General features: G+C 39.0%; 19 protein-coding genes and 1 other RNA gene. 8 read left to right on the top strand and 12 right to left on the bottom strand.

All coding sequences use genetic code 11. The features are described from left to right. The first annotated feature begins 61 nt into the window (after nucleotides 1-61). From BN2458_RS06815 to BN2458_RS10590, 3 genes are all read left to right on the top strand, one after another. A complete protein-coding gene (locus BN2458_RS06815) occupies nucleotides 62-643 on the top strand; it encodes a toxin-antitoxin system YwqK family antitoxin (RefSeq protein WP_034327797.1) in 582 nt (193 codons plus the stop codon). A gap of 11 nt (nucleotides 644-654) precedes the next feature. Beyond that, nucleotides 655-1,458 (top strand): toxin-antitoxin system YwqK family antitoxin, encoded by an 804-nt coding sequence (locus tag BN2458_RS06810; RefSeq protein ID WP_052082124.1) that lies wholly within the window; start codon nucleotides 655-657, stop codon nucleotides 1,456-1,458. Between the two features lie 200 nt (nucleotides 1,459-1,658). Continuing rightward, nucleotides 1,659-1,793, top strand: coding sequence for a hypothetical protein (locus BN2458_RS10590; RefSeq protein WP_268902958.1), 135 nt, complete (start codon nucleotides 1,659-1,661; stop codon nucleotides 1,791-1,793). 23 nt (nucleotides 1,794-1,816) lie between these two features. Here BN2458_RS10590 and rnpB read toward each other — a convergent pair. Beyond that, nucleotides 1,817-2,146, bottom strand: an RNA gene (gene rnpB / locus BN2458_RS09550) — RNase P RNA component class A. A 61-nt stretch (nucleotides 2,147-2,207) separates the two neighbouring features. Between rnpB and BN2458_RS06805 the strand changes: the two genes are divergently transcribed. After that, on the top strand, nucleotides 2,208-2,648 hold the full coding sequence (locus tag BN2458_RS06805; RefSeq protein ID WP_231944748.1) for a MarR family winged helix-turn-helix transcriptional regulator: 441 nt from the start codon (nucleotides 2,208-2,210) through the stop codon (nucleotides 2,646-2,648). Between the two features lie 98 nt (nucleotides 2,649-2,746). On the opposite strand, the gene BN2458_RS06800 is transcribed toward BN2458_RS06805, so the two are convergent. After that, nucleotides 2,747-4,087, bottom strand: coding sequence for an SLC13 family permease (locus BN2458_RS06800; protein WP_064504581.1), 1,341 nt, complete (start codon nucleotides 4,085-4,087; stop codon nucleotides 2,747-2,749). Between the two features lie 471 nt (nucleotides 4,088-4,558). Between BN2458_RS06800 and BN2458_RS06795 the strand changes: the two genes are divergently transcribed. Then, nucleotides 4,559-6,487: a heavy metal translocating P-type ATPase gene (locus BN2458_RS06795; protein ID WP_058122075.1), complete on the top strand. Its 1,929-nt coding sequence runs from the start codon at nucleotides 4,559-4,561 to the stop codon at nucleotides 6,485-6,487. After that, complete coding sequence (locus tag BN2458_RS09960; protein ID WP_138109545.1) at nucleotides 6,484-6,831, top strand: hypothetical protein; 348 nt, start codon at nucleotides 6,484-6,486, stop codon at nucleotides 6,829-6,831. Before BN2458_RS06795 ends, BN2458_RS09960 begins: the two co-directional genes overlap by 4 nt. On the opposite strand, the gene BN2458_RS06790 is transcribed toward BN2458_RS09960, so the two are convergent. The 10 genes from BN2458_RS06790 to flhA all read right to left on the bottom strand — a co-directional run bounded on the left by BN2458_RS06790 (nucleotide 6,768) and on the right by flhA (nucleotide 22,423). Beyond that, on the bottom strand, nucleotides 6,768-8,516 hold the full coding sequence (locus BN2458_RS06790; protein ID WP_058122074.1) for an ATP-binding protein: 1,749 nt from the start codon (nucleotides 8,514-8,516) through the stop codon (nucleotides 6,768-6,770). The two genes, BN2458_RS09960 and BN2458_RS06790, sit on opposite strands and share 64 nt — an antisense overlap. After that, nucleotides 8,500-10,242 carry an ABC transporter ATP-binding protein/permease gene (locus BN2458_RS06785; RefSeq protein WP_034343899.1) on the bottom strand — a complete coding sequence of 581 codons (1,743 nt, stop codon included), beginning with the start codon at nucleotides 10,240-10,242 and terminating at the stop codon, nucleotides 8,500-8,502. Before BN2458_RS06785 ends, BN2458_RS06790 begins: the two co-directional genes overlap by 17 nt. 219 nt (nucleotides 10,243-10,461) lie before the next feature. After that, complete coding sequence (locus tag BN2458_RS06780) at nucleotides 10,462-12,249, bottom strand: extracellular solute-binding protein (RefSeq protein ID WP_081951514.1); 1,788 nt, start codon at nucleotides 12,247-12,249, stop codon at nucleotides 10,462-10,464. After that, a complete protein-coding gene (locus BN2458_RS06775; protein WP_034343898.1) occupies nucleotides 12,243-15,449 on the bottom strand; it encodes a type ISP restriction/modification enzyme in 3,207 nt (1,068 codons plus the stop codon). The genes BN2458_RS06780 and BN2458_RS06775 overlap by 7 nt, the downstream gene beginning before the upstream one ends. 18 nt (nucleotides 15,450-15,467) lie before the next feature. Continuing rightward, a complete protein-coding gene (locus BN2458_RS06770; protein WP_034343896.1) occupies nucleotides 15,468-16,886 on the bottom strand; it encodes a sodium-dependent transporter in 1,419 nt (472 codons plus the stop codon). Beyond that, the gene (locus tag BN2458_RS06765; RefSeq protein WP_034328337.1) at nucleotides 16,886-18,070 is read right to left on the bottom strand and encodes a cation:proton antiporter; all 1,185 of its coding nucleotides are present in this window, start codon (nucleotides 18,068-18,070) and stop codon (nucleotides 16,886-16,888) included. Before BN2458_RS06765 ends, BN2458_RS06770 begins: the two co-directional genes overlap by 1 nt. Continuing rightward, a complete protein-coding gene (gene purN, locus BN2458_RS06760; protein ID WP_064504566.1) occupies nucleotides 18,067-18,804 on the bottom strand; it encodes a phosphoribosylglycinamide formyltransferase in 738 nt (245 codons plus the stop codon). The genes BN2458_RS06765 and purN overlap by 4 nt, the downstream gene beginning before the upstream one ends. 14 nt (nucleotides 18,805-18,818) lie before the next feature. Then, a complete protein-coding gene (locus tag BN2458_RS06755) occupies nucleotides 18,819-19,085 on the bottom strand; it encodes a hypothetical protein (RefSeq protein WP_034326720.1) in 267 nt (88 codons plus the stop codon). Then, nucleotides 19,085-20,206 (bottom strand): DHH family phosphoesterase, encoded by a 1,122-nt coding sequence (locus tag BN2458_RS06750; protein WP_034343894.1) that lies wholly within the window; start codon nucleotides 20,204-20,206, stop codon nucleotides 19,085-19,087. The genes BN2458_RS06755 and BN2458_RS06750 overlap by 1 nt, the downstream gene beginning before the upstream one ends. 9 nt (nucleotides 20,207-20,215) lie before the next feature. Then, the gene (gene flhA, locus BN2458_RS06745; RefSeq protein ID WP_034343892.1) at nucleotides 20,216-22,423 is read right to left on the bottom strand and encodes a flagellar biosynthesis protein FlhA; all 2,208 of its coding nucleotides are present in this window, start codon (nucleotides 22,421-22,423) and stop codon (nucleotides 20,216-20,218) included. Between the two features lie 233 nt (nucleotides 22,424-22,656). On the opposite strand from flhA, the gene leuS reads away from it, so the two are divergent. Both leuS and lptE read left to right on the top strand, forming a co-directional pair. Continuing rightward, nucleotides 22,657-25,149: a leucine--tRNA ligase gene (leuS, locus tag BN2458_RS06740; RefSeq protein WP_034326717.1), complete on the top strand. Its 2,493-nt coding sequence runs from the start codon at nucleotides 22,657-22,659 to the stop codon at nucleotides 25,147-25,149. Next, entirely contained in the window at nucleotides 25,149-25,688 is a 540-nt protein-coding gene (gene lptE / locus BN2458_RS06735; RefSeq protein WP_034326715.1) for an LPS assembly lipoprotein LptE, read from the top strand. The genes leuS and lptE overlap by 1 nt, the downstream gene beginning before the upstream one ends. Nucleotides 25,689-25,722 lie beyond the last annotated feature (34 nt).

Here is a 25,722-nt window from a genome sequence, read left to right as displayed (position 1 = left end):
TAAGATTAGATTTTCAAGAGAATAAATCTAGGATTTTAAAAAGTTAAAAAAGGAGTGGGCTATGAGATGTAAAATTGCACTATTTGTGCTATTTCCTTTATTGCTTAGCGCGGAGGTAAATACAGAGTATGACCTTAGAATCTCCTACACAGGCGATAAAAACGCTCCTATGACAATTAAGACGCATTATTGCAAGGGCACGACTACAAAATGTGGCAGACAGGTGAAAATCGCGCAAAATGGCACTTTGCTGTTTAAGGCTTTTTACAAAAATGGCAAATATGATGGCGAGGTGCTTTCATATTATGCTAATGGCGCATTGCAGGAGAGGCGCACCTACACAGAGGGTATTGAGGTAGGGAAGCGCGTGATATATTATAATGATGGTAAGATTCAAAGCGAGCAAGAGTATGCTTTCAATAAGCGCGAGGGCGAGGGAAAAAAGTATTATGATAATGGCGTGTTGCAAGCAGAGTTTAGCTATAAAGATGATAAACTTAATGGTGTGAGAAAGGAATTTGACAAGCAGGGCAATATCACATATGAAACCCTGTATAAAGAGGGCAAAAAACAAACGATGAAAAAATATACCAATAATGTTGTGATTGAGGAGAAAAATTGCCGTTGGAGTGCGTGCTACTAGGGAGGAAGGAAGTGAAAAAGCTAAAATGGATATATCTCATCGTAGTGGCTGTGTGCGCGGGTGGATTCTATGCGTGTGCAGAGCAAGAGCCAACACCACCAGCACAGCCTACACAACACACAAGTGCGAAATCACAAAATACAAAATCTCCGCAAAAAAATCTACAAAATACTCCGCAAAAAACCTCACAGGCAAACACACAGAAGTCTTTGATAGAATCTAAAAAACAAGAGCATAAAAAAACACCAGATTCTACAAAGGCTTTGGAATCTAGCACAAAAAAAACATCTAAACCTGCCGATACAGATAGCAAATACACGCAGAATATGCTTGAAAACATTAACGGAGAGCAGAGGAAAGAAGAGGTGGAAGAGGATGGACACACCTATGAAGCGATAATTACATATAAGCCAGATACGAAAATAAAGCACGGCAAGGAAACGCTCTATTATCTTGGGGGTGGTGTAGCGCAAGTAGCATTTTATATCGATAATAAAAAAGAGGGCTTGTATCAAATTTTCTCCCAAGAGGGTGTGCTTGTGTATGAGGCGTATTATAAAAATGGGCTTTTGCACGGACTATGTCGCATTTTTGAGGTAAAAAGTGGCAAACTAAAAAGCGAGATGAATTTCGCAAATGGCGCACAAGAGGGTGAGATGAGAATCTATGATACAGCAGGTAGGCTGTGGCACACTCTTGAGTATAGGGGCGGTAAGAAAAATGGCACTGCTAAAGAGTTTGACGACAATGGCAAGGTTGTGCGTGAGGTGCTATATAGCAATGATATGGAGATAAGCAACAAAGCGAAGTTTTAGATTCTAAAATTTCACAAAATAGAATCTGCAAAACTAAAAAGCTTTTAATAAAAGCTACTTTTGCAATGAGTGATTAAAATTAATCTAATCGATGTATGTGTGCTACACTAGAATAATTGTAAGGGCATAGGCGCAAATAATGAGGAGAGTGAAGATTAGGTCTTAAGCTGACTTTATATGCAGGGGAAGCCACAAATCTAATGTATATTTTGCTCCCTATAAAATACGAGCGAATTGCTAAAAGTGAGGTTTTATGCAATGAAGTTATGTTTTTTGAAATTTTCAATTCTCACCTTGAAATAAGGAGCGAGATTTTTGAGGCAAGGCAAAAATAAAAAGAAATGCAAAAATGGCAAAGATGTTAGGCATAGCGATAAGCCGAGTTCTGTCGTGGGTGGCTATTTATCTAGGATATGTTTTGCAACATATCTCAAGCGAAGAGTTATATATAAGACTTTAACCATACTCTTCTTGCTACGAATTGGGTTTGCAGAGCATTGCATATTACTACACAATCGGTAGGCTCTTACCCCACCTTTTCACCCTTACTTTTGTATTTTCACAAAAGCGGTTATTTTCTGTTGCACTTTCCCTTAGGTTACCCTAGCCATTAGTTAAATGGAATCCTGTCTTTGTAGCTCGGACTTTCCTCTTTTGCATATGCAAAAGCAACCACCTACTATACCTAAGCGCAGAATTATAACAAACTTTGATATAATACTCCCTTAGTTTAGCTTAAGGGAAGTAAAGTGCAGCATTCTATTTGGTATCAAATTGGTAAAACAGAAAAATATATGCATATGTTTTTCATTGATAATCTCAAAATGTATAATCTCACTTTCGAACAGGGCGTTATTTTGTTTATCATTGAAGAGGATAGTCAAGTCTGTATTACTCAAATCGCCACAAAGCTCAATAAAAATAAAGCCACCATTTCACGTGAGGTAAATTCCCTCGTTAAAAAGGGTTTTTGTATCAAAAATCAGCCAAACAATCGGCGTGATATTTCCCTTTTACTCACAGAGAATGGACAAAAGGCACTTTCATTTATGAAGAGTGCAATCAAACAAATAGACCAAGAAATACTTAAAAGTTGCACACAGCAAGAAATTGATATTTTCTTTAACATCTTAACGCGTATGCAGTCGATTTTTGAATCTAGATTTAAGGGGGGGGGGGGAGACTATTAAAATATATGACCGCTTCGCACCCAAAATGATGAATTTGTACGCGTAGGGGATTTATGAGCAAAACTCCGCGATTTTTGGCATATTTATCTTAAGAATTACTATCCTAAAAACCAACGCCAATACACAAATGCAAAGAGTGTTACAAGCACGATACCAACCACGCTAAGTAAAAAGCCAAAGCGCACCATATCCCAAGCTTTTATATTGCCTTTGGCAAAGACAATGGCATTTGGCGGCGTGGATATGGGAATCATAAATGAAAAACTCGCACATATTGTAATTGCAAGCATTGTAATCGTGGGTTCGCTGCCTTTGAGGAAAGACTGCGTGGCTGTGTAGATGATAGGCAATAAAATCGCAATAAGCGCGGTTGTGCTTAAAAATCCTGTGGCGATAATCGCGCATACACACGCGATAAATAAGAATACAATGAAAGGTAGATTCTCAAATTGTCTAAAGTAGTCTTCAAATATACCGCCTAGTTCGGATTGTGAAAAAGCAGTAGCGATACAGAATCCTGCCCCAAACAAAAAAATCAACTCATAGGGGATAGATTTAGAATCGTCCCAATCTAAAAAGCCGATTTTTGGCACAAACATCAAAAGCCCAAAGGCGAGTAAAATTATATTTTCATTTAGCCCTAGCCCATTGTAAAAGGGTTTAATAGGGGAATTAATAAAGAGTAAAAGTAAAAGCGCGACTATACAAAAGAGCAGTCTTTTATGTGCCGCAGTAGTTTGCACATCACTAAAAGCATTCACTTCGAGCTGATATTCGCCGCTTTTGTATGAAAGGATATAAATCATTGCATAGAGCATAAGGCAAGTAAGTGGTGCCATCATAAAAATCCAAGTTGTAAAACTAATGCCATCAAAGCCTAGTTTTTCTAAGAAACCTAGAAAAATAAGATTAGGCGGTGAGCCAATGGGTGTGGTAATCCCGCTAATGCTCGCGCCAAAGGCGACTGCGAGTAAAAAGCGCATTTTGAGGGCATATTCTTGCGTGATAGAAAGCGCGATGGGTAAGAGTAAAATAGCAGTGGTGGAGTTTGAAAGTGCAGTCCCAAGCACGCAGGCAGCAAGTCCAAGCGCGGAGATGATGCCTTTTGGTGTGTTGGGGAAAAGGCTTAAGAATCTTTTTGCAATAACTTTGTGTAAGCCGATTTTTTCTGTCGCTGTGGCGAGCATAAAGCCACCTAAGAATAGATAGATGATAGGGTTTGCATAGTTTGCGGTCGCGCTTTGCGTATCTAAAATGCCAAAACTAGGGAAAAGGATAATAGGCAAGAGCGATACTACGCCTAAAGGCAGGGCTTTGTTTGTCCAAAGAGTAACGAGTAGGGCGATAATGCCAAGGAGGGCTGAAACCTTAAAAGAAGCTTGGAGATACAAATGCGATAAAATAGCTGCAAGTATCCCAAAGAGAAGTGCCACAAACATACCGATAATGATTTTTACCCCTTGCCTTTTTGTCGTGTGTGTAAATCTCGTGTAGATTCTGTGCGCCTTTGCCCTCCTTTTTATACGCGCATAATGCCTTGTTGCCTTGCGCGTGTTTGCGGGTGTATTTGTGCTTATGGGTGCGGACAGAGGGCTAGTAGAATCTTTCATTTGCGTAGATTGAGAATCTTTTATTTTTTCAATGTGTTGTTTGGGAGATTTTTTTGCCACATTTTTTTGTTTTTGCGTATCCGTGTTGGATTCTATGTGTGGCTTTGTGGCAGATTTTCGTGGCACAGGATTCCTTTAAGTGCAAAGCTTTGAGAGATTATAGCATAAGCGTATAATATTTGTGAATCTTGCACAAAAGTACGAGCAAATTTTTAAAATAATGAAATAATACATATACCCCCTATAAGTATTTACTTTTTGTATGCTATAATCTTAAAAATTTTCACTAAAAGGTTATGAATGGAAAAAAATGTAGAGATTCACTCACATAGCCAAGCAGATTTGAATCCTCTTGGTTGTGTGAGTTGTGAGAGTGAAGAAGTAGAAAAACCTTACTTTGTCATTTTTTTAATCGCACTTTATGGGCTGTGTATGGTCGCTCTATATAGTTCATTTTTTGATTTTGTCCCTTTTATTAATGAGATTATAATCATTGTCCTTGCGTTGATTTATCTAAGTGCGGGTAAGCCTATGTTTAGCACATTTTGGCATAACTGCAAAAACAAGGTTTTCTTTGATGAGCACACTCTAATGTTCTTTGCCACAATCGCCGCGTGGTGCATCGGTGAAGTGAGCGAGGCGGTGGCTGTCCTACTCTTTTTCCGCGTGGGAGAGTATTTAGAATCTCTTGCTGTGCAAAGGTCTCAAAACTCCATTAGCGCGCTGGTGCAGGTAATCCCCGATATTGCACATAAAAAAGAGAATGATACTTTAATTGACTTGCATCCGGAGGCGTTGCAAGTAGGCGATGTGGCACTCATCAAGGTGGGCGAGAAAATTCCCACCGATAGCGTAATCCTCAAGGGTAAAAGTTACATTGATATGCGCTCAATTAATGGCGAGAGTGTGCCTGTGAGCGTGAAAGAGGGAGATTCTATTATGGCTGGGGGTATAAACACGAGTGCGTTGCTCGAAGTGAGTGTGGAGAAGCCCTTTGCAAACTCGCATATTGCAAAAATAGCCAAGCTCACGCAGGAGGCGACTAAAAACAAGGCAAAAACGCAAAAGATTATTACTTCCTTTGCAAGTGTTTATACACCTATTATTTTTGCGATATCTATATGCGTTGGGATTATCCCGCCGCTTTTTAATGGCGAGTGGCACGAGTGGATTTATCGCGCACTCGTGGTGATGATGGTAAGTTGTCCTTGCGCACTCGTTTTGGCTGTGCCTCTAGGATACTTTGTAGGGCTTGGTCGCGCAAGTAGGGAGGGTGTGTTGTGTAAGGGGGCGATTTACCTCGAGACACTTTGCAAGGTAAAAAATATCGTTTTTGATAAAACAGGCACACTTACAAAAGGGAGCTTTGAAATTTTACATATCTCGCCAAGCAAGGATTATACAGAATCTTTGCTTTTAGAACTTGCCGCAATTGCGGAGCAAAATTCAAATCACCCTATCGCAACTTGTATCAAAAATCATATACATATACAAACTCATATTGAATCTTATGAGGAAATCAGTGGCAAAGGCGTGGTGGTAGTGTGCGACAGGGGGGAGATTCTTGTTGGTAATGCTATATTATTGCAAGAAAGGCACATTGGGTTTGAGACGCAGCAAAGCGCAAATACGATTGTCTATGTCGCGCATAATGGCGTGCATGCGGGGTATATTCTCATTGGCGATACGCTTAAAGAGAATGTCAAGGAGGATTTGCAAAGTCTCAAAAAATATGGCATAGAGCATTTTGCGATTTTAAGTGGCGATAATCAGCACAGCGTGGATTGTGTGGCAAAAGAGCTAGGCATAGGCTATGCGTATGGGCATTTGCTCCCCGCACAAAAGGAGCAAATGCTCCTTAATCTTATGGCGCAGTGGGAGGGCAAAACTGCCTTTGTGGGCGATGGCATTAATGATTCTATCGTGCTTAGTCGTAGCGATGTGGGGATAAGTATCAACACCGGCGAGAATGGCAATGATATTAGTAAAGAGAGTGCTGATATTATCTTGCAACATCACTCGCTACGGGGCATTGTATCGGCTTTGCGCATTGCCTTTCATACACGCAAACTCACTTGGCAAAATATTATTTTTGCGCTTGGAAGTAAGCTCGTGCTGATTATTCTAGGCATAATGGGTATTGCAAATATGTGGCTTGCGGTGTTTGGCGATGTGGGAATAGCACTCCTTGCGCTGCTTAATGCTATGCGCCCACCAAAAACACGATGAATGATTTTTCAAGTTTAGCAAATAAAGATTTTAAAGAAGATTCTGTGCGGGAGTTTATCCTCGCTCCGCGCTTATTAATGAGCGATTTGATTATGACCCAGCTTCTAAACTCTACCATAATATGCGATGAGGCAAGTATCCTAAATTATGGGATTCCATTAGAGAAAAGGGCGAGATATATCGTTGCCCCCCTATCCTTACAAGAAAAAGAAAATAGAATATTTGTAACAGGGATTTTAGGGCTTCCTAAAGGATTTTTATCTTATAGATTCTTAGAATCTTACCGCCCAAAACCCATACTCTTAGTGCCATCAAAATTTCCGCTTAGCTCGGCTTTGATTTGAGTGATAAAATCCTCTTGAGCAAAGATGGGTTGCACTTTTGTGGCGACTTTGTAGGCAGTATTTTTTACTATGAGTGCGATTTGCCCCCCGCTTAAGTCATACTCACTTAGAATATAAGCAAACTCCTCCCGCGTAGATGAGCCAAAAGGCGCGTTTTTGGGGAGATGCTTAAGCCATAGCTCCTCTCTTTGAATCTTGTTTGGTCGCTTAAAAGGAATTTTGTATTCAAAACGTCTTGAAAATGCGCCATCGACATTTTCAAGTAAGTTTGTCGTGGCAATTAAGATTCCATCAAATCGCTCAATTTGCTCTAAAAAAATATTTTGCATTTGGTTGTGCATTTTGTCTGCGCTGTGTGCGACACTTCCGCGTGTGCTAAGGAATTGGTCGGCTTCATCAAGGAGTAAAATAGGCTCATTTTTAATTTTTTTACAAATTTCTTGGTAACTATCAAAGATTTTGCGCACATTTTTTTCGGATTCCCCTACATACATCGATAGAATCTTGGAGCAGTCAAAGCTTAGAATCTGCTTCTTTAGGCTCTTGGCAAGGGCTAGGGCTGTGATTGTTTTGCCTGTGCCGGGTGCACCATAAAGTAGAATCTTCGCGCTAATGCCCTTTTTCTTATCCCTTATCCCCCAAAGCTTAAGTAAATGCGATACTTCGCTGTTTGCCTGCGCAAGGAGATTTTCAACTATTTCTTTTGCATTCTTATCAAGCACAATATCTTTTAAATCATATTTTGGCTCTAAGAGTTCGAAAATCTCCTGTTCCTTGATGAGCGAGGGGAGATTGAGCTTTACGCGCTTTTTCTTTTTATTTGGGTGGATAATGCCCTGCAAGATGTCCTCTGGGATAAAGAAATGGCGCGATATGCCACCAAATGGGCTAAGCAACTCATCATAATCGATTAAGCCTTTTTGCACGAGCGTGGCATTTTCATCAAGCAGAGAGCGATTTTTAATTTTATCATACTCATCAAGGCTTACAAGCTCCAAAAGTGTGTTCATATCGCGCAGACTCTCATCACCGCCCGAATACTCTTCCTTAAGCAGGGCAAAAAAAATGATTTGTTCTTTCTTGTCTAAATGATAATCCTTGATGAGTTTAAGGATACCTATATCCTTGTGTGTGAGTTTTAAACGCGCTTCTATACTCTCCTCCAAAAGTTTTAAGCGATGATTTGCCCGAGAAAGTGAAGGTGTGTGAATCTTTTGTGAAAATTTCAACGCGCTGATTTTATAAAGTAAATCAATATGCGTAAAACGATCTTTGAGATATTCTAAATGGTCTTCGTAGGCTGTGATTTCAGGCAAATCGGCATTGGGCGAGCCATCTTCGAGGAGCTTTAAAAATGTGTGCGAGAGGCATATGCTTTCATTGTAGAGTTCAAGCAGGGTAATATCCGCGGACTTAGTTTGCAAAAATGTGCTTTGATTAACCCAGCCAAGCTCAATGAGATTGCGAATATGGGGTAAGTATTCCAGATAAGATTCTTTTGGTGCTTTGTTTTTATGAAAAATTTTAACCAAAAGGCTATGCACGATAAAGTCATTTTCTCCTGCCATAAGCGAATGTGCCATAAATTGCAAAATTTTCCCCTCATTTTCATCACATTTGAGAAAACTAAAAATTTCATTGTTTTGTAAATTTTTGCTTTGAATAAAATCAAGATAATGCTTCATTTGTATCCTTATACTTATTCATTATTGCCCCCCCCCTGCTTGCTTTTAAAGCAATCTTACGCTCACATTTTTCTATCGTGCTAAGGCGGTGGGCGATGATAAGGAGTGTTTTATTATTCGCGACATCATAAATTTCCTCCATAATATCGGATTCTGTTTGGTTATCAAGTGCGGAGGTGGCTTCATCAAGCACAAGAATCTCTGGGTCATCATAAATTGCTCTAGCAATACCTATTCTTTGTTTTTGTCCGCCACTTAACAAAATACCCCCTTCACCCACGCGAGTATCTATGCCATTATGCTGCTCTAAAAAGTCCAGAATCTGCGCCTTTTTACAGGCGATTTTTACCTTTTCTCTATCCATTTGGCTACCAAAGGCGACATTTTCCGCCACGCTACCATCAAAGAGATAAATGCTTTGTGGAATATAGCCAATTTTTTTACGCCAAGAGCGGAGATTGTGATTGTTAATAGGCACATTATCCACAAGTAATTGTCCTTTTTGAGGCTTATAAATACCGATGATAATATCCACCAAAGTGCTTTTCCCTGCTCCACTCTCTCCTATGAAAGCGACTTTTTCACCTTTTTGGATAGTAAGTGAGAAATTTTTTAAAATTGGCTTTTCTTCCATATATGCAAAATCTATATTTTTAAGTGTAATAGAATCTTTAAATTCACAAGGCTCATTGTCTTCGTATTCGGTATGATAGATGAGATTTTCATATACATTTTTTACACTTGAGCTAAAATAACTCATTGTATTAAGATTGCTGACAATGCGTGTAATGGCGGGGAGGATTCTATAAAGAGCTAGGGCATACATTGAGATAATAGGTATCACAGCACTTGCATCTTCGTATTTAAAAAGAATATAAGCCACACAGGCGATAAGCACACTAAATCCAATGGTTTCAAGAACAAGACGCGGTAAGGGAAAGAGTGATTGAGTAGTGATTTCTGCTTGTGTGCGCTCACGCGAGAGGAGTTCAAAAGTTTCAAGCACCTCTTTTTGATTACCTTTAAGCTTGATAAACTTAAAATTGCCAAAGGTTCTAGTAAGGCTTTCATTGAGTTTGCTATCTGCTTCCACACGAATTTCACCCTTATGCTTTATCCTTTTTGTGAGGACTTTAAGGATAAACAGCACTTGCACACCAAGCAAAAAGGTAAGCACTAAAGTCATTTTCCAACTTACAACAAGGAGCAGGGCATACATAAGGATAATGGTAAAAAACTCCGCACTTGTTTGCAAAAGATTTTGTAAGTAATTTGAAACATTAAATGCTTCCCTTATAATGCTTTGACGAATCTTGTCTGTGTTTTTAGCTGTAAAATCAAGATAATTTAATTCTACACTTTTACAAAATAATCGATAGGCAAAAAAATGATATTTCCCATAAGAAAAACGCACCAATGCGTAGCTATAAAAGGCATTATAAAATGCGCGAAAAAAATAGAATGCAATAAGTGCAAAGCTAAATACATACATAAATTGCATTGTGCTAGTGAGGTTGAGTTTTTCATAAATCCAAGCCGAGCTCCAATGTGAAAAAATCATTTGTGGATTACTCGCAAAAGTGATAAAAGGCATAATGATACTAATGCCTATGGTTTCAATGAGGGAGAGCACGATAGTGGCGAGAAATAATGCAAACAAAATAACTTTGTCGCGTCTAGTGGTAAGAGAGCGCAATATCATTACATTACTAGGAGATTCTTTCATTTGTTTCCTTTTTTTCAAATCTTCTTAAAATTCTTTATTTTTTCAATTTACGCGTTAAAGCAAACGCACCTTATAATGAGATTACATAATCGTCTATATCTTGAATTGGCACATTATAGCATAGCCTCCTTTTTGTGAGCTTATTTAGTATTTTAGGTTTTAAGATTTTAGATTTATAATAAAACAATCCGCGCTTTTACGCACTTGCCTTTAGCATTTTTACTCGGTATTTATCCACCATAAATATGGGTCAATGCCATAGGGTGGAGCAATGCTTGGCATCTCAATTTTGCGCCAATATGCCACACGAAAAGCAGGCAGATTAAAATGTGGGATAGCATAGAATCCCCACAGCAAGATTCTATCCATTGCTCTGCCAATAGCTATGCGCTCTTTTTCATTCGTAGCATTTAATAATCTTTGAATTAAATCATCTACCACAGCATCTTTTACGCCTGCAAAATTTTTGCTCCCGCTTGTATCTGCCACTGCAGAGCTCCAATAGTAATTTTGCTCATTGCCCGGAAAAAGGCTTTGCCCTAAAAGCTCAATGACCATATCATATTTGAAATGCCGCACACGATTAATATATTGCGAATCATCTACTTTTTTAATCGTAGCAGTAATACCAAGCTTTTGGAGATTTTTTACAAAAGGCAAGCAAATACGCTCAAAAGCTTCATATGATATAAGAATTTCAAAAGTAAAAGGTTTGCCTTGTGGTGAATAAAGTCTGCCATTTTTAATATAAAATCCCGCATTTTTAAGTAAATCTCTTGCATATTTGAGATTCTCTCTTAAATTTTCCCCACGCACTTTTGCTCCATCTGTGCGGGGGATAATATAGCTTTGGGTAAAGATTCTAGGATTAAGCTTAGATTTATATTCTTCCAAAATCTCTTTTTCTCTACCTGTGGGAATGCTAGAGGAAGCAAAAGGGGAGTTATTAAAAATATGTTTCGTGCGTTCATATTGATTAAAAAATAAATTTTTATTACTCCATTCAAAATCAAACGCATAAAGCAAAGCTTCCCGCACTCTTATATCGGCAAAAAGAGGATTTCTCGTATTGAAAAAAAAGCCTTGAAATGTGCTTGGAAGCTGGTGTTTGAAGCTCTGCAAAATAATTTTTCCCTCTTTTTTTGCCTTGCCCTCATAGTCGTTTGCCCATACTTTTGCTGAAGATTCTATGCGGTAGTCATACTCTCCAGCCATAAAAGCATTTTGCGCCACCGAGGCGTCCTTGTAGTATTCGATGATAATCTCATCAAAGTTGAATCGTCCCTTTTGCGTGGGGTGATTTGCCGCCCAATAGTGAGGGTTGCGCTCATAGGTAATACTTCGTCCTAGGTCAAATTTTTTCACTCTATACGCGCCACTGCCTATGGGTAAATCCAAAGGATTATCGCCAAAAGTATTTTTGCCATTTTTAAGATAAATATGTGCAGGCAAAATGGGTAGCTGCCCCAAAATGAGTGGCAACTCTTTGTTAGAATCGCTTTTAAAATAAAACGCTACTTCATTCTCATTTAGCACCTTTATGCTTTTGACATCAGCATAATATCGTTTAAACTCTATTTTGCCCTTAGTCATTAGTGTCTCAAAACTAAATGCGACATCTTTTGCACTCACTCTCACACCATCGCTAAATTTCGCCTGTGGATTGATATGAAAGATAATGAAATCTCTCCCCCTTGTCATAGAATCTGCAATTAGCCCATATTCGCTAAAAGGCTCATCTAGGCTTTGAATGGTAAGTGTGTTATACACAAGTGTGCTAAGCTCCGCAGCCGCATTGCCCTTTTGCACAAAGGGATTGAGGCTATCAAAAGTGCCAAGCGCAAAGCCTTTGAGTGTGCCACCTTTTGGGGCATTGGGATTAGCATAATCAAAATGTGTGAAGTTTTGAGGATATTTTGGCGTGCCATAAATGCTAAGAGCGTAGGTTTTACCCTCGCTCAAACCTACACATATAAACAGACACAAAACACAGCAGATTCTTAACATAAAGCAATATCTTTTTCTAGCTCTATGGTAGCCTTGAGTATTTTGCACACATCTACTAAGTGTTGTATTTCGTCTTTGGAGCATTCATAATTTGCACGATAATTGAGCCATTTTTCAATCACCTTGTATCCACCGATAGTATAATCATACACTTCTTGTGTAATGCCTTTAATATGCAAATCATCATTTAAGATAAGCAAAGAATTTATATATCGCTCTTTGCCGCTAAGTTTTTTGATAGTAAAGTTCGTATTATGCTTATCATTTCTAAAGTTTAACATAATGCTAGAATCTTGTGGGATTTGGCGCATTAAGTGCAAGCGCATAAGCCTCTCTCCTAAAGATTCTAGCTTGTCAAATGTCTTTTGAGAGATGTCAAAATTGATTCGAGGGAAGCCAATTTTAAGATATTCGGCATATTTTTGGCGATAGTTTGGGTTGTATAAATTCGCATAGATAAAGCACAAAATAGACTCGGGGCTTTTATCTTTTAAAATCGTATGGCTTTGGCAGTATTGCTTAAAAGATTCTGTGAAATTAGGGACTTTCTCTATTTTGTGCGTTTGTTTGTCATCATTAGTAGTCGATTCATAGCGATAGAGTGGAGCGATATAGGCTTGTCCGCCATTATAGTGAATGTCAATGGGTAAATCACTTATAAGCGGTGCGTCATAATAGCCTGAATAATCTTTAGTAAAACAGATTCCGATATTTTCACCTTGTAAAAAATGTTGCACTGTTTGAAAACGCGGACGAGATAGAAAACCTTGTTTGCCTGTGTAATAAGTAAGGCGTTTATCAAAAGGGCGATAAGCAATAAGCACATTTTTTCCCTGATTTGTATTAATATCATCTTTAGCTTTTTGGAGTTGCCAAGCATTTGAATCTTCAACTTCATATTTTTCTTTGATAGTTTCAGAATCTAATTCTTTGAAATCTTTTAGCACTTGCAGGAGATTCTGTTCGTTAAAATGAATAGATAATTCATCTCTATCTGTTTTGATACCACTCCCTGCTAGTTGAAATAAACTTTTAGAATCCCCTAAAGCCTTATCTTCAGTTAAAGCCCAAAAGTTTTCATATTCATCATTTTCCAAATCGCGTTTGATAAACCAAAAATAAGGCTCTTTAGGCTCTAGCTCTTGCCAATGGATAGAATCTAAGCCTTGAGAGGCTACTTCATTTAAGAGATTGTATTTATCCACTCTTTTAAAAATGCCATTATCTGCGGTGGAGTAGTAGAAAAGTTTAGACGCGGCATCTTTATGCTCTTGTGGGTATTTGACAAAGAGGCTGATACACACGCCCACGCGTATATCAAAGACATTTTCATCACCTTTGCTATCTTTTTCACTATCGCCGTGGAGATTGATGATATAGATTCTATCAAAGCTTTCAAAGAGTGATTGCCTCATTTTGCGATGTGTGCGCCCCCAAATAAAAGAGTTGTTAGTAATAAATCCCATAAGTCCATTGTAGGCAGATTCTGCAAAAAGGAGTGCTTCTTTTGGGTCTGGGTCAGTGCGCTCTAAAAGCTTCCATTGCGCAAAGCGGATAAATTTAATATAATCATCATCAAGATTTATTTTCGTCTCATTTAATCCTTCTTTATATTTTGTTAAGAGACGAGTAATTTCGGGAAGATTGTTTTTGCTTTTATTGTTGTAAGGGGGATTTCCTAAAATGACGAGCACTTCTTCCCTATGCTTAATCCTCCGAGCCTCAATATCTTGTTCTTCAAGCAAAACTAAAGGCATACTCATTGTATAGTCTGCATTTGGGCTTAAATCAAGGGTATTTGTTAAGAAAATTTGTAATTTATGCTCGTTATCAAAGTCTTTAAACCCTGCATTTTTAAGGATAGAGCTTAACTTAATATGCGCGACAATATAAGGCACGAAGCTTAGCTCAAAGCCATAAATATCTTTTAAAAATTTATCTTTAATACTTGCGATTTGAAAAACCTTGCTTTGTTCTTCATTTAAGATAATCTCAAAGACTTTAGCTAAAAAGCTCCCTGTGCCTGTGGCAAAATCTAGCACTTTGACTTCTTTATCCGCAAAGCCTTTTTCTTTGCCAAAATCTTTTTTTAAAATCTCATTCAAAGAGTAGGTAATACAGCTTACCACTTCATCTGGCGTATAAAATACACCGCCCTCTTTGCGCTTTTCTGTGCCTCTTAGCTCATCATAAGCCTTTAAAAAATCCTCATAGAGGTAAATAGAAATAGATTCTATTTGCGTATTGAGGGCTTTTGCAAGAGTGGGTTTATCAATAAGCGCAATGGCTTTTTTGATGTTTTCTAACGCGTAAGCGACAGAATCTGGAATATAAAAACTAGGAATAGAGAAGTAAATAAACTCACTAAGAAGTGAAAACTCTTTAGGCAAAAGATTCACAAAGCTTTCTAATTGTGTAATCTCTATATTTTTGTATTCTTTGCCATTTATGCTTTGACTTTCTAAATGCGCTACAAGTAGTCCATACACAACGCTTTGTGCCAAAATGTCGCAAAAATCTTCAAGCTCAAATGTATAACGCGTGATATTTCTAAAAGTCTCATAAGTTTTTTCAAAAAATTTATGAAAGCTCGTGCGCTTCTCTTGGGTTTGATAAGATTCTCTTATTTTGAGAGAGAGGTAAAAGCTCTGTGTGCTAAGGATTTTAATCACTTCGGCTTTGCTTTTAATATTCACTTGTGAGGCGTTAAAAAAGTCATTGAGGAGGTTATAAAATGTGGTAATTTGTGCTATATCTTTCTCTTTGCTAAAGAGATGAGATTCTAATCCATAAGAAAAAAGTGTAGCTTCAGCAATCTTTTTGCCAAAACTTATAAGAATAAAGTGATTATAATTTGTAAGCAAGATGTTTGGGCAAATAGAGAGATATTTATCAATTTGTTTGCCACTGATGTGTGATTGTAAATCTTCACCCCATTTTTTACACTCTATAAAGCCCATAAGGGCATTGTAGCTTAACTCACTCTTAGAATCTATACGCTTATAGACTTTGTAATCAGGGCGAATGTTGCCTTGCCCGATTTCAGCCTTTGGCTCGTGAATTATCATCATTTTTTCGTCATTTTTGAGGGCATTAAGCAATATCTCTAAAGGTGTGCGAAAAGAATGCTCATTATGGGAATTTGTAGCAAGTATGCTTTGAAGTGATGCGGCATAAGAATGAAAATGCTGTGTGTCCATAAAGATTCCTTAACTTATCTACAATAGTGCTGCGAATGAGCGTAAGAGTTTGTTGAGTGTATCGGGAAATACACCAGCAATAAAAATCAGCACAATCACGAAGGGCAAGATATATTTAACATACGCATACCATATATTTACAAGGTGCGGATTAAGTGTGCCATTGTTGCTTAACTCTTTTTTTGCTTCATCTTTTAAAATCCAACCCACAAAAAGTAATGTGCCAAGAGAAGTGAGCACAAAGAGAATATTGCCGCTGATAAAATCAAAGCTATCAAAGATATTTTTGCCATTCCAAGTGATATGCTCCCAAGCTCCATAAGAGAGGATACAAGGGAGATTCCCACATATGAAAATAAAGCCAAGTGTGATATTAATTGCATTGGTGCGTGAGATATTACACTTTTCATATAAGGCGGTAATAATCACTTCATAAATGGGCAAAGAAGTAGTAAGTGCTGCAGTAATTAAAAGCAGGAAAAAGATAAGGGCGAGGACATTACCAAAATAAATATGTGAAAACACAATAGGGAGGGTTTGAAATACAAGGCTTGGTCCTTGATTTGGTTCTAGTCCAAAACTAAAGAGTGAGGGAAAAATCATAAATCCAGCTAAGAGTGCGATAAGTGTATTAAGCACACCGGTGGCAACAGCGGTTTTAATCATATTTTCATTTTTTTGTAGATAGGAGCTAAGTGTAATCATCACGCCAAAACCTAAGGAAAGTGCAAAAAACACTTGCCCTAGCACATCAATGAAAAGCTTAGGTGTGATTTTGCTAAAATCGGGCAAAAGATAGAATCTCACGCCCTCCATTGCACCCGGAAGCGTAAGATTGCGGATAACGATAATAAATAAACAGATAAAAAGCAAGGGCATAAGATATTTCATACTGCGCTCAATGCCATCAATGATGCCTTTTTTGAGAATTACCCAATTTATAGCGACAAATACACTTGTCCAAATGCCAATCATTAGCGGATTATGCTCTATTTTGGCATTATAAAAGCTTTGGGCAAGTTCTTTATCAATGGGCGAGGAGAGATTAAGCTCGCCACTTAGGATACTTGTGATATAAGTAATCACCCAGCCGCCTAGCACCATATAATATGCCATAATCCCAAATGCCCCTGCAATGCCACAATAGCCAATGATTTTATAGATATGCGGAATGCTTTTGCCTTCTATCTCTCCACCAAAGGCATCAATTGCGTTTTTATGTGCGCGTCTGCCAATGACATTTTCTACCCAAATCACGGGGATTCCTACTAAAATCATTGCAAGAATAAAAACAAGCACATACGCACCACCACCATTTTCTCCTACAAGATATGGGAATCTCCAAGTTGCTCCAAAGCCAATAGTCGCTCCTGCAACGGTTAAAACATAAGTGAGACTAGAGCTCCAAGTTTGGCGAGTAGGGGCAGGATTTTGCATTATTTCTCCTTTTGGGGTGTTTTCCAAAATACATATACAATTTTAATAAGCACACTAAAAATAATACCCTCTAAAATCGCACCAAGCACAAATGACGTATAAAGCGTATCATTGAGTTCCCCGATACTTTTACCTAAAGTAGCAGTGGCGATAAGAAAGGTAAGTGGCATAGAATCGCTTAGCGCAAAAAGGAGTGTAAATTTTGCACTTTTAAAATATTTACCAAAGACAATACTTGCACTAATGAGGCGCAATGTAAGCATACCGATGATAAGGTATAGGGCATAAGTGAGAATCTCCGTGTCGCTAAAGAGGGCATCAAGATTGAGCGTAGAGCCGATATGCACGAAGAAAAATGGCACGAGAAAGCCAAAGCCAAAATGGTGTAGATTCTGTGGCAATTCTGCCTTGTGTTTAAAAAACGTGCTAAGAATTGTCCCGGCTAAAAATGCCCCAAGCACCGCCTTTATATCAAGTATCATCATAAGCAACACAAAGCCAAAGAGGAGCAAAAAGACAAAGCGCAAATCTTGCGAGTTACTATCATCTTTTGGCAAAAATAAAAAGCGCACCTGCGGTATCCACCAAAAAAGCACCTTTGCCATTCTAAATCCTAAAATTACAAATACCAAAAAGAGCACGAGAATAAGGAGTTTATACCCGAGATTGCTCCCTACACCGTGCCTTAATGCCCCATCGACAATCACGAGCGCAGTGATACTGACAAGTTCCCCTAAAATGCCAATTTTGAGTGCTAAATCAAGCCAAGGTTGTTCTTTACCATAGTCTTTTATGAGTGCCACAATCATTCCTAGACTCATCACAGGTAGAGCGGCAATATAGATATAAGAAAGTCCTGCGCTCAATACGACAATGCAAGCAATGCCGTAGAGAATGCAAAAATATGCGAATGTACGGAGCAAAAATGGCGCACCGAGATTTGTAAAGGATTTGATATCTACCTCCAAGCCGCATAAAAACATCAAAAATAAAAAGCCTACTTCTGCAATGATATTAATCTCCTCAATATCGTGAATAAAGCCAAAAAAGTGTCCTGCTAACGCACCCAAAATCATCTCCACTACAACAATAGGAATACGCGTAAGGGAGCTAATGGGCGAGGCAAAAAGAATAAGCAGAGCAAAAATGCTAAATGTGCTTAGTATTTCTATGGTGCCACTCATTGTGAAACTTTGTGTGTGGAAGTTTTGCTTTGTGCGGGAGAAAAACTTGTGGATTCTGTGATGTGAGAATCTGTGAGTTTGGATTCTGTTCTTATGGAATCTGTTGCCCTAAAATCTTGAGAAACCGCCTCGTTTAATCCTAAGGCGTGTAAAATCGCGCGGGGGTAAAGGCTGTATTCGCATTCGTGGATTCTTGCCTCAAAAGTTTCTAGGTTGTCGTTTGGGAGCTTTACAACTTTTTCTTGCAGGATAACCTCTCCGCCATCAAGCTCCTCATTGACCCAATGCACACTCACGCCGCCATAACTACTAGAGGAGTAAAAGCTATCTTTTATGGCGTGCGCACCTTTGTATTCAGGCAAAAAAGAGGGATGTATATTAATAATCTTAAATTTTTGCGTGAAAGCAGGGGTAAGAATCCTCATAAATCCAGCCAAAAAGATATATTCAATTTTATGAGTATGTAAAATATTTATCATTGCTTTATCAAAATCTTCACGCGTTGCAAAATGTTTATGAGGGAGAATCTCGCAAGGAACGCCAAGATTTTTTGTGCGCGTGATACCATATGCAGAAGGGTTGTTACACAAAGTGAGTGTTATTTCAATCTCATATTCTTGTGCGGTATCTTTTTGCCTAGATTTGAATCTTTTATGGTGCAAAGATTCAATTAAATGCTGCATATTGCTGCCATTGCCGCTAAAGAGGATTGCACACGAAAGAGTTGTAGCCATTAGTTTAGAGCCATTTATGAATGAAAAAATTGTGGATAATCATTCTTAAGGGATTTGATAATCTCTATCATCTCATCGCGTCCATAGGCAGCATCTTCTGGCAAAAGCTCATAGAACTTATCCATTTGTGAAGAATATAATTCAATAAGCTTTTCTATGTGAGGTTTTTTTGCTCCGGCAAAATACAGCGCGACACCGAGCATATCAATCACTTCCATTGCCATTTCCTCAAGGCTCATTTCAAGTGCTAATTCGTCATCGACTTTTTCATCAATACTCATTAGTGTTCCTCCTTATTTAAGATATATTCTACTTGCGTTTTAATATCTGCATAGGCAAAGCTTTCTTTAAATCCGTCTATCTTGCCACCAGAGGCGTTTTTATGTCCTCCACCATTAAAGCACTCTTTGCTGATAAGACTCACATCGCAATTTCCATTTGCGCGTAATGAGACATTCCCACGCGGATTTACATCAATATAGAAATCATACTCGGGATTGAAGCGCAAAAAGAGATTTGCTAAAACGCTAATGCCTCCCATAGAGTAACTTAAAAAGCCTTTTTTATCCTCATAATGAATACTACAAAGCTCTTTTTTGCTGCTAAGGAGTTCTACCTGTGCGTGAGAGATGATATTATCCATTGTTTGCTTTTGCGGGTCTCCCCCCAAAATACGCTTTTTAATGCAAAAGAGTGCGTTATCAAAATCCACCTCGCCATTTGGGGATTCTAAAAATTCTTTCATAGATTCAATAATGGCAAATTTATAATCCCTATGCTCTTTGTCAAACATAAATCGATTAAGCTCAAAACTCCCACTAATCGCGCCCATAGCAACTTTGCCAAAGTCAAATTTATAGCCATCTTCAAGCCAAATATCCACGGAGTTAATCATATTAGTGAGATTTGAAATCCATTCTAAGCGATTAGAATCAAGGATTGGGTAAAGTTCTCTTAGGGTATCAAAAGTAATTTTAGAGGCACAGCGCGTATCATCAAGGTGATACCATTGATATTTATCGGCACATTCTTGTCCGCTGATATGATGATCAAGCAGTAAAACTTCTATATCAAATCCTGTGATTTTAAGCTCTCCTATGCGTTGATAGAGGTGATTTGCCTCGCTTAGAGTAAGATTCAAATCAGTGATTAAAATGAGATATTTTTGATTTGAATCCACCTTTTGTGGATTCTTAGCAACCTTGCCAAATTTTGCACTCAAAAGCGCGTAGGCGTTATCGGTGTGAGAATGTGCTATGCTATCGAGTATGCTATTTATACGCACGAGCACTTCTTTGCCATAGTTTGCATTGTAAAAAGTGATGTCTGTGAAAAATTCTTTAGCGATGAATTGGCAGCCATAGCCGTCCAAATCTGTGTGTGAGAGATGAAAAACTTTCATTATTTATCCTTAAAATTGTATGTCAATCGTGCCGAGCACTTCAAACTTAACATTCGGGTCGATTTCTGCATTGCCAAGTATAGTATTTTTGATATTAAAAGATTCTAGTAGTTTTACCAAAGGTTTGCGGATTCTATAATCCACAAATAAAATTGGCATAATATTTTTTTGCTGTAAGAGTGCGAGATTCTCTTCTTCTACGGCTTGGACGAGTTTTTGCACATCATTTGAATGCAAAAGGAAAGTTTTGCCATTTGGCTGCTCTTTTAGCCTGTCGATGAGGTATTGCTCGGTAGCAAGAGACATCGTAAAGATTTTGAGGCTATCATCTTGCCCCTTGAAAATATCAGTGATTGTGCGCGAAAGTCTTGCGCGGACTTGCTCTACGATACTTTCGGTATCATTTTGCAAAACCGGATAAGTATCAATAATACTTTCTAAAATCGTAGGCAAATCTTTGATAGGAATGCGCTCGTGGAGCAAATCACGCAACACATACAAAATCGTGCTCATTGGAATCTTGGAGGCTTCGCTCACGACTACCGGGAAGTTTTGTGCGTGTTTATCAAGGAGCATTTTTACTTCATCACGCGTGATGAAGTCCTCCGCATAGGTTTTGACGAGCTCGGTCAAATGTGTGGTGATAATCGTAGAAGGATCAATGATGTTATAGCCTTGAATAATCGCGTCTTCCTTGTCTTTTGGGTCTATCCATAGTGCGTCCATATTAAAGGCTGGTTCTTTGGTGGGGATACCCTCAATGGGCTGTCCTACCATACCTGTATCCATTGCTAAAAATTTATCTGGCATTACCGAACCACCACCGATTTTTACGCCTTTAAGCAAAATAACATAGTCGTTTGGTTGCAGATTCAAATTGTCTTTAATGCGGATTTGTGGCACTAAGAATCCATAATCTGAAGCGATATTTTTACGCATAGCACGGATTCTCTCTAACAAGTCGCCATTTTGCTTCACATCAGCAAGGCGGATAAGCCCATAGCCCAAATAAATCTCCAAAGTTTCTACTTTCAAAGCCTCATTGATGATATTTTCCTCTTCTTTTTTAATCTCCTCATCTGTTTTTTGCACTCTTTGGGCTTTATGCTGGGATATATCAATCTCGCGTTCCTTGTTCGCTTCTTGGCTAGTTGCAGCGCTTGTATCTTTTTTGTTTATCCATTTTTCTATGGTGGCAAATATACTGCTTAAATCCTCTCGGCTTGTGAGCCACGCTACAACGAGGAAAAATCCTCCTACAAAACCAAGTGAAATTGGCAATCCGGGCACGAGCGCAAAGAGGATTAATATAAATCCCACAATTACTAGAATCTTTGCGCTGTTTGCAATTTGCGTGATAATATCTCCGGCAAAATTTGTCTGTGAGCTTTTTGCGGCACGTGTGGTGATGATACCTGTGGCTGTAGCAACTATGAGTGCTGGAATCTGCCCCACAAGTCCATCGCCAATAGTAAGAATAGTAAAAGTCTCCGCACTCTGTTTGGCTGACATTCCGTGTTCAAACACACCGATAAGGAATCCGCCAATGATATTTACGATTGTAATGATGATAGAGGCAATCGCATCACCCTTGACAAACTTACTCGCTCCGTCCATTGTGCCATAAAAGTCTGCCTCTTGTGAGAGGGCATCGCGTCTTCTTTGCGCCTCCTCTTGCCCGATAAGTCCGGCATTTAAATCTGCATCAATCGCCATTTGCTTACCGGGCATTGCATCAAGTGTAAATCTCGCTCGCACCTCTGTTACGCGTGTAGAACCATTTGTAATAACGATGAGATTCACAATCACAAGTATGGTAAAGACAATGATACCAATGACATAATTGCCCCCCACGACAAAATGCCCAAATGCAGCCACAATACTACTCACCGCCTCCACACCATTATGCCCCTCGCTTAGAATCATACGCGTGGTGGCGACATTGAGGGCGAGGCGATAGAGTGTAACGATAAGCAAAATTGTAGGAAAAGCAGAAAATTCTGTGGCTTTATCTACATAGAGTGTGATAAAAATAATAAGTAAAGAGAGTGCAATAGAGATACTTAATAAAAAATCAAGCACTTGACTAGGTAGCGGCACGACAATAATACTCACAATAAGCATAATAAAGATGACAACAATCATCTCCTTGCTTTGTGAGAAATTTTTTAGAAATGGTAGAGTCTTATTGAGAATCTTTGTCGTATCAAAAGTCAAATCTACTTACCTTTATGTTTGTGATATAGAATCTAGTATAAACCTGCAATTGTAGCAAGAATTGTTAAATTGTATAAAGCCCTTGACAAAGCACAGATATAGAATTCTTAATAATTTTTAAGTTTTAGCAAAAAGTGCGTAGGTAAGATTACTTAGATAAGAAGCCCTTGCTGATTTAAGCTTTTTATTTATAATGCCTTTTTTATTCTACATTTAAAGAAAGCGAGTGAGATATGGCAAGTGAATACAATCCCAAAGAGATAGAATCCAAGTGGCAACACTATTGGCAGGAACACAAGAGCTTTGAGCCTAAAGAGATAGATTCTATAAATTCTAAGAAAAAATACATCCTAAGTATGTTTCCCTACCCAAGTGGGGCGATTCATATGGGGCACGTGCGAAACTATTGCATAGGCGATGCGCTCGCTAGGCATTATCGACAAAGCGGATACAATGTGCTTCACCCTATGGGTTGGGACGCCTTTGGTATGCCTGCTGAAAATGCTGCGATAAAGCATAAAAGCCACCCCAAAACTTGGACTTATAGCAATATTGACACAATGAGGGCGGAGCTTGCCACACTCGGGCTTAGTTTTTCGCAAGAGAGGGAATTTGCCACGAGCGATACACTCTATACGCGCTTTGAGCAGGAATTTTTTATCAAAATGTGGGAAAAGGGACTGATTTATCGTAAAGAAGCTTATCTTAATTACTGCCCTAATGATAAAACAATCCTAGCAAATGAGCAAGTTATAGAGGGCAAATGCTGGCGTTGTGATACACCCGTGGTGCAAAAGCAGATGTTTCAATACTATATTAAAATTACGGATTATGCTGACGAGTTGCTTTCGTGTTTAGATGATTTAGAGGGGCACTGGTCGTCGCAGGTGCTGACTATGCAGAGAAATTGGATAGGCAAATCAAAGGGCTTGAGCTTTAGCTTTGAATTGAGCGAAGATTCAATAAAAAAAGTGGGTGGCGAGATAACAAGGCTTGAGGTTTTTACCACTCGCGCGGATACGATTTTTGGCGTTACTTATTGTGCCTTGGCTCCAGAACATAGCATTATTGAGGCACTTATCGCCCAAAACGCGCTTGATTGCAAACTGATAGAATCTATTAATGCCATTAAAAACACAAATGCGCGAGATAGGGCGCAAAGGGAAAAAATAGGCTTTGATTTGGGTGTGCGCGTGATTCACCCGCTGACAAATGAGGAAATACCCGTGTGGGTGGCAAATTTCGTGCTTATGGAATATGGGAGCGGGGCGATTATGAGTGTGCCTATGCACGATGAGCGGGATTTTGCTTTTGCCAGAGCTTATAATCTCCCGCTTAAATGCGTGCTTGCAAAGGATAAAGATTCTGAATCTATACAGGATTTTTCAGGAGCAGATTCGGTAGTAGATATTGAGGAGGGCTATCTCATTAATAGCGGTGCGTTTAATGGACTAAGCAGTGCGGAAGCAAAGGAACGCATCATTGCGCTTTTTGAGAAAGAGGGTAAGGGCAAGGGTGTGATTATGTATCGTTTGCGCGATTGGGGCGTCTCTAGGCAGCGATATTGGGGTGCGCCTATTCCTATGGTACATTGTGAAACTTGTGGCATTGTGCCTGAAAAGATTGAGAATTTGCCTATTACCTTGCCTTTTGATGTAACTATTGATGGTGAGGGGAATCCCTTAGATAAGCACCCCACTTGGAAGCATTGTGCTTGTCCAAAATGTGGCGCAAAGGCTCTAAGAGAGAGTGATACAATGGATACTTTCGTGCAGTCGAGCTGGTATTTTCTGCGCTACACGACACCCCCTACAATGTGGGTGCAAAAGCCCTTTGATAAGGAGCATTTAGCCTATTGGCTTAATGTCGATGAGTATGTGGGTGGTATAGAACACGCAATTTTGCACTTGCTGTATGCGCGCTTTTTTACCAAAGTGTTGCGTGATTTGGGCTATGTGGAGATTGATGAGCCTTTTGCAAATCTCCTCACACAGGGTATGGTGCTGAAAAACGGCGCGAAAATGTCAAAATCTAAGGGAAATGTCGTCAATCCAAATGAGATTATCGCGCGCTTTGGCGCAGATAGCGCAAGACTTTTTGTGCTTTTTGCCGCTCCACCTATGCGGGAGCTTGAGTGGAATGATAGTGCGTTAGAGGGGGCGTATAGATTCTTAAAGCGACTATGGGATAGGTCGGAAAATATAGAATCTTGTGAGGTTTTGCCTCGTATTGCTCACGCAAACCTTACCAAAAACGAGCAATATGCGCGCCAAAAGGTGTATGAGGCATTACAAAAAAGCGTAGATATTTTTAGCAAAAAGCAGGTTGGTTATCCTTTTAATACCCTTATTGCCGCAGCTATGGAGGCTTTTAATGCCTTGAGTGAGCAGGAAAATGCACAGGTATGGAGCGAGGGTTATTTTATCTTGCTGCATATTCTAGAGCCTATCGTGCCTCATATCTGCTGGGAGTTGAGCCAAAAATATTTTAACCTCACAAACTTTGCACCCATTAGTGTTGATGAGGCGGCGTTGCATAAAGATGAGGTAGTGTATGCGGTAACGATTAATGGCAAAAAACGCGCAGAAATCGAGCTTCCTTTGGGATTAGATAAAGATGAAATCATCGCTAAGGCAAAGCAAAGTGTTGAAAAATGGCTTGTTGATGTGGAGATTGTGAAAGAAATAGTCGTGCCAAATAAGCTTGTGAATCTTGTGGTGAAATGATGAAAGACTATTTTTTTTCTTGCGTGAGATATGTAGTATTTTGCACTTTTGCGTGGCTTTTTGTGGGCTGTGGATATCAGCCTGTGAGCCATTATGCACAGAGTATTTTTAATGATGGTGTGTATGTGGATATTATTGTTAATTCCTCTATACCTGAATCGGGCGCAAATATCAAAGATAGGGTGAATAATGCGGTAATTAAGCGATTTGGTAGTCGGTTAAAGAGTAAGAGGGAGGCGCAGAGCTTTCTCACAATCAATGTGAAAAGCATTACACAAACGCCTGTGGCTTACAATCAACAGGGTTTTGTGAGCTACTATCGCACAAATATTGTGCTTGATATTCATTTTGAAAATGCACAAGGTAAGAGTTTTGATGTGAGCAATACAGGTTATTATGATTATAGTGCAGATTTTACCTCTACAATCATATTTGACCAATATCGTTTAGAATCTGTGGCGAATGCGGCGCATATGGCATTAGATAAATTTATCTCGCAAGTGGCGTATTATGGGGAATTTTATGATGAGAAAAAATAAGATTCTATACGACACAAAACGCGGTATCTATTAA

Origin of the sequence: Helicobacter typhlonius (assembly GCF_001460635.1) — a bacterium.
GTDB classification, from domain to species: domain Bacteria; phylum Campylobacterota; class Campylobacteria; order Campylobacterales; family Helicobacteraceae; genus Helicobacter_C; species Helicobacter_C typhlonius.
Note: the sequence above shows the minus strand (reverse complement) of the source record. Positions and strands in the feature narration are given on the sequence as shown.